The organism is Kitasatospora sp. NPDC033851, assembly GCF_055576085.1.
In genome coordinates this window covers 1-4,123 of the sequence record NZ_JBVIRL010000087.1, presented here as the reverse complement: position 1 = coordinate 4,123, position 4,123 = coordinate 1, and the positions used below count along the sequence as shown (strand labels likewise).

Sequence of the window (4,123 nt, the reverse complement as noted above, 5' to 3'; positions counted from 1 at the left end):
ATGGTACTGCAGGGGGGACCCTGTGGGAGAGTAGGACGCCGCCGAACAATCATTCAGAAGAACCCCCATCCGGATCCCGGATGGGGGTTCTTCGCATTTCCAGGCCTTTCTGGCCCGTCGGCTCACTCGTCCTCGGACTGCGGCTCCTCCGTCGGCGGCTGTCCCTGGGCCTGGGCCGGCTGCTGGGCCTCGGGCTGGGCGCTCTGGGTCGGAGTAGACGGGGCAGACGGAGTGGACGGAGCAGATAGGGCAGCCGGGAGTTCCGCCGTGCCCCAGGCCGGGTGGTTGAGCCACTTGTCGGCGCTGTTGGTGAGGCGGGCGACGCCCGTGCCGTCCGGCCGCATGCTGTAGAGGTCGGCGCCGGCGCCCGCGGGGGCCTGGGCGAACACGATGGACTGGCCGTCGGGTGCGTAGGCGGCGGCGCCGTAGAAGGCGTCCGAGGGGGCGGGGGTGAGGGCGCCGATGGCGGTGCCGTCGGGGTGGACGGTATAGATGGCGCCGCCGGGGGCGTTGTCGGGGCCGGCCGGGTAGGTGGTGAAGAGGATCCTGGTGCCGTCGGGGGACCAGTCGGCACGGTCGCCGGCGCGCAGGTCCCAGGGGGTGAGCTGACGGAGCCCGGTGCCGTCCGTGTTGACGACGTAGATGGCCCGGCTGTTGGCGGGTTGTCCGGTGGCGCTGGTGCGGTACTCGAAAGTGAGCTGTTTTCCGTCGGGGGACCAGCTGGGGTTGCTGACCGAGCCGGAGTAGGGCTTGTCGTTGGTGAGGAAGGTGAGCCGTTGGACGTCGGTGCCTTCGGGGCTCATCAGGTAGAGGTCCGAGTACTGGGTCCGGGTGTTGTCGGCAGGGTTCAGGGCGCCCCAGGAGCGGCTGAAGGCGAGCTGCTTGCCGTCGGGGGAGAAGGCGGGGGCGCGTTCGTCCTCGTTGGCGCAGTCGGCGCCGCCGCTGGAGTCGTCGCAGAGCTGGCTGATCTGGTGGGCGCCGTCGCCGGAGGCGGCGACCGTCCAGAGCCGGGCGGTGCCGGTCTGCGGGTCGGTACGGTCGAAGGCGACGGCGGTGCCGTCGGGGGACCAGTCGGGTCGGTCGTCGCGGGCGCGGTCCGGTGGCTGGGTGATCTGGTGCTGGCCGCTGCCGTCGGGGGAGAGGGTGACGATGGCGCTGGTGCTGCGGGAGGAGTCGGTGTAGGACCGGCTGACGATCAGTCCGTTGTGCGCGGTGGCCGCGGCGGGGGCTCCGGCTGCCGCGCCGACCACGCCGGGGGTTGCGGCGGGCGTCGGCTCCGGGGTGGCGGAGGGGGACTCCGGCCGGATCTCGGAGAGGGGGATCTCCCCGGGCTCGGCCCCGCAGCCTGTGAGCAGGGTGCCCAGAAGCAGAAGGCCCGCACCTGCGCTTGCGCGAGTGCGGGCCTTGCTTGTGGGGGACTGCCGTGTCCCAGTGATCCGTGCCATCTCTGCCTCCGACCTTGCCGACCGCTCGACGTGTGCCCCCGTCGCCGATTCAGGACGAAGGCCCCTGAAAGGAGCTGTCACTGTGTCAGACGGGGGGCGTCGGAGGCCGGGCGACACGCGACGGATCGCGCTCGCTAGGCCACACGGAGGAGCGGAAGGGGAGGGGAGGGTTTGTCAGTCCCGGGCGGCGCGGCGCTCGGCCTTGGCGAGCGCCTCCGCCTCGTCCTCGGCCTCGGCGACCTCCAGAGTGGGCGCGGTGCCGTCGAGGTGGGTGGGCAGCCACCAGGTGTCGTCCGGGCCGGAGGGCTTGCCGGGGTACTCGCGCTGGGCCTGGTCGAGCATCTCGCTCATGGCGGCGCGGAGTCGTCTGGTGACCATGACGGGCTTGTCGTCCGGCCCGAGGTGAATCGGTTCGCCGATCATGATGGTGACCGGGACGTGGCGCTTGGTCAGCGTCTTCGGGCGGCCCTTGGTCCAGAGCTGCTGGGTGCCCCAGAGCACGACGGGCAGCAGCGGGGTGCCGGAGTCGGCGGCCATCCGGGCGGCGCCCGTCTTGAACTTCTTCAGCATGAACGAGCGGCTGATCGTCGCCTCGGGGAACACCCCGACCACCTCGCCGGCCTTGAGGGCGCGCACGGCGGCCTCGTACGCGGGCTGGCCGTCGGTGCGGTCCACCGGGATGTGCTTCATGCCGCGCATCAGCGGGCCGGAGATCCGGTGCTTGAAGACGTCGTCCTTGGCCATGAAGCGGGTCTTGCGGTTGCCGCCGCGGTAGGCGCCGAGGCCGGCGAAGAGAAAGTCCAGGTAACTGATGTGATTGCTGACCAGTACCGCTCCCCCCTTGGCGGGGATGTGTTCGGCGCCCACGATCTTGATTCGCACGTCGAGCGCGCGGAAGGCGGTGAGTGCGGCGCCGATCACCGGCGGGTACACGAACTCTGCCACGGTCAGTCCTGACTTCCACGGGCCGGAGCCCGGTTCGGCGGGGGCCCGTGACGTTGCGCGGGCGGTGCCGACCGGAGCACGGCACGCCGCGGCGGTCACGGGTGATACACGGAGATGATCCCCCGAACGAGTGCCTGCTGTCACCTGAGGCGTGCGGTCAAGCCGATTTTCACGGTGTGATCTCCGTGATGAACTTCGACCGGGAACTCTTCCGTTCCCCGGGCTAGGGGTGGCCGCCGGAGGCGGGTCAGGCCCCGGCGGTGAGGCGGCCCTGGGCGCGCCGGACGACCGGGTAGAGCTCGCAGCCCACGCAGTAGCCGAAGGCGGCGTTGAGGAAGGCGGAGGCGAGGCCGACCGAGGTGGCCAGCAGGCCGAGCCAGGTCACCCCGGTGACGTGGCCGAGGGCGCCGACCGCGGCGAACACCAGGAGGATGCCCTGCCCGAAGCGCAGCGGCCGCTCGTCCTCGGTCTCGGACGGCGGGGCCAGGCGGGGCAGGACGAGGATCCGGAAGAGCCAGTCGTACGGGGAGAGCCGTAAGCCGCCGAACGCGCCGAGGGCGAAGACGAGCGCTTGGGCGGCGAGGAGTCCGCTGCTGCCGGTGAGGAGGACGGCGATCAGGACGGCCGAGGTGAGCGCGGCGGAGAAACGGGGACCGCGGGGGTCGGTCTGCACGGGGGCTCCGGGAGGGTCGCGACGGGCGGCAGCGGCGGAAGGTGGCGGCGGGGGCGTCAGCGACAGTGGGGTCCGGTGGGCCGGCCCGGGGAGATGACGCGGCGGGCGGTCGGCAACGGCGGTGAGGAGCGCTCGGAGTCCACCGGCCGATCGTACGCGGCCCGCCCCCGGCGGTCGACCGTCTTTCGGGGCCCGTCGTGGCTGGCGCAGACTGGGGGGATGACCGGGCTGGTGGCGTGCGTTGTCGTGCTGGCGGTCGCGACCACGTTCGGGCTGCTGCGGGCCGGGCTCGACGGAAGGATGAGGGTGCGCACCACTGACGGGACGGTACGGCTGTCGGAGGCGGAGCTGGGCGGGCCGCTCGGCGTGCGGGCGACGCTGGTGCAGTTCTCGACGGTCTTCTGCCAGCCGTGCCGGGCCACCCGGCGGGTGCTCTCGGAGGTGGCCGGGATGGTCGAGGGGGTCGAGCACGTCGAGGTGGACGCCGAGGCGCGCTTGGAGCTGGTCCGTCGGCTGCAGATCAGGCGGACGCCGACCGTCCTGGTGCTGGACGCGGACGGCCGGGTGGTGCGCCGGGCGGTGGGGCAGCCGCGCAGGGCGGACGTGATTGCGGCGCTCGGCCAGGCGGTCTGAGGAGCCCCGTCGCAAAGGAACCTGTCGCAGGGGAACCCGTCGCGTAGGAATCCCGTTGCGATGGATTCCCGTCGTAGCGGAATCCTGTCCCTGCCGGTCCGCCCCGTCAGGTGGAGTCGCGCCCTGCCTGGGGCAGGATGTGCGCAGGCGGCGGGCGCAGTCGCCCGGCGTAAGCTACTGGCCAGTAGTGACCACTGAGCTACCGGCGAGTATGCTGCCAGGAAGTTCCGGACCGGCACGGGAATTCGCTGCCCGGAGCGGGTGCGTTCCGTGTTCGCGCCCGCTTGCACAGCCGCAGCCGCCGGACGAGACCAGTACAGGAGACAAGGCCGTGAGCTTGAGGATCGTTGTCTGTGTGAAGTACGTGCCGGACGCGACGGGTGACCGTCGTTTCGCGGACGACCACACCACGGACCGGGAGGGCGTG

The 4,123-nt window shown here is 71.8% G+C and carries 4 protein-coding genes and 1 pseudogene; 2 read left to right on the top strand and 3 right to left on the bottom strand.

Annotated elements, in window-relative coordinates; genetic code table 11:
• Window positions 1–122: 122 nt before the first annotated feature.
• The 3 genes from ACZ51D_RS43495 to ACZ51D_RS43485 form a co-directional block, all read right to left on the bottom strand.
• Window positions 123–1,250 (bottom strand): hypothetical protein, encoded by a 1,128-nt coding sequence (locus tag ACZ51D_RS43495; protein ID WP_465665841.1) that lies wholly within the window; start codon window positions 1,248–1,250, stop codon window positions 123–125.
• A 369-nt stretch (window positions 1,251–1,619) separates the two neighbouring features.
• Complete coding sequence (locus tag ACZ51D_RS43490) at window positions 1,620–2,390, bottom strand: lysophospholipid acyltransferase family protein (protein WP_465665839.1); 771 nt, start codon at window positions 2,388–2,390, stop codon at window positions 1,620–1,622.
• A 247-nt stretch (window positions 2,391–2,637) separates the two neighbouring features.
• Window positions 2,638–3,063 (bottom strand): DUF4395 domain-containing protein, encoded by a 426-nt coding sequence (locus ACZ51D_RS43485; protein ID WP_360510258.1) that lies wholly within the window; start codon window positions 3,061–3,063, stop codon window positions 2,638–2,640.
• 219 nt (window positions 3,064–3,282) lie between these two features.
• Between ACZ51D_RS43485 and ACZ51D_RS43480 the strand changes: the two genes are divergently transcribed.
• Both ACZ51D_RS43480 and ACZ51D_RS43475 read left to right on the top strand, forming a co-directional pair.
• On the top strand, window positions 3,283–3,696 hold the full coding sequence (locus tag ACZ51D_RS43480) for a thioredoxin family protein (protein ID WP_360510260.1): 414 nt from the start codon (window positions 3,283–3,285) through the stop codon (window positions 3,694–3,696).
• Window positions 3,697–4,027: 331 nt separating this feature from the next.
• A pseudogene (locus ACZ51D_RS43475) lies at window positions 4,028–4,123 on the top strand (electron transfer flavoprotein subunit beta); the annotation flags it as partial.